Source organism: Citrobacter sp. VF227, assembly GCF_052950715.1.
In genome coordinates this window covers 1-578 of sequence record NZ_JBRFVF010000184.1, presented here as the reverse complement: position 1 = coordinate 578, position 578 = coordinate 1, and the positions used below count along the sequence as shown (strand labels likewise).

1 protein-coding gene is annotated in these 578 nt (G+C 65.6%); it reads left to right on the top strand.

Going from position 1 to position 578, the window contains the following annotated elements; translation table 11 throughout:
- Positions 1 to 543: amidohydrolase family protein (locus ACU8YC_RS25800; RefSeq protein ID WP_446896079.1), on the top strand; the 543-nt coding region annotated here is incomplete at its 5' end.
- Positions 544 to 578 lie beyond the last annotated feature (35 nt).

The following is a 578-nucleotide window of genomic DNA, read 5'->3' as shown; positions in this document are numbered from 1 at the left end:
GTCTACGACCACCACGGCCTGATCGGCCCGCGCTCGGTGTTCGCCCACGGCATCCACCTGTGCGACGACGAGTGCAAACGCCTCGGTGAGACCGGCTCGGCGGTGTCGTTCTGTCCCACCTCCAACCTGTTCCTCGGCAGCGGCCTGTTCGACCTGGCCAAGGTGGAAGGCTTCGGTGTGCGCGTCGGCCTGGGCACCGATGTCGGCGGCGGCACCAGCTTCTCGCAGCTCGCCAGCCTCAACGAGGCGTACAAGGTGTTGCAACTGCAGGGCCAGAAGCTTGACGCGTTCAAGGCACTCTATCTCGCCACCCTCGGCGGCGCACGAGCGCTCTATCTGGACGACCGGATCGGCAACCTGCAGCCGGGCAAGGAGGCCGACTTCGTGGTGCTCGACTACAAGGCGACGCCGCTGATCGACTATCGCCTGAGCCAGGCGACGACCCTGCAGGAAAAGCTCTTCGCCCTGATGATCCTCGGCGACGACCGCGCAGTGAAGGAGACCTTCGCCGCCGGCGTCTCGGTGCATCGCAAGACTGGCTAGCGCTGCAACGCCTGCATCAGCGTATCGAGGTTGTG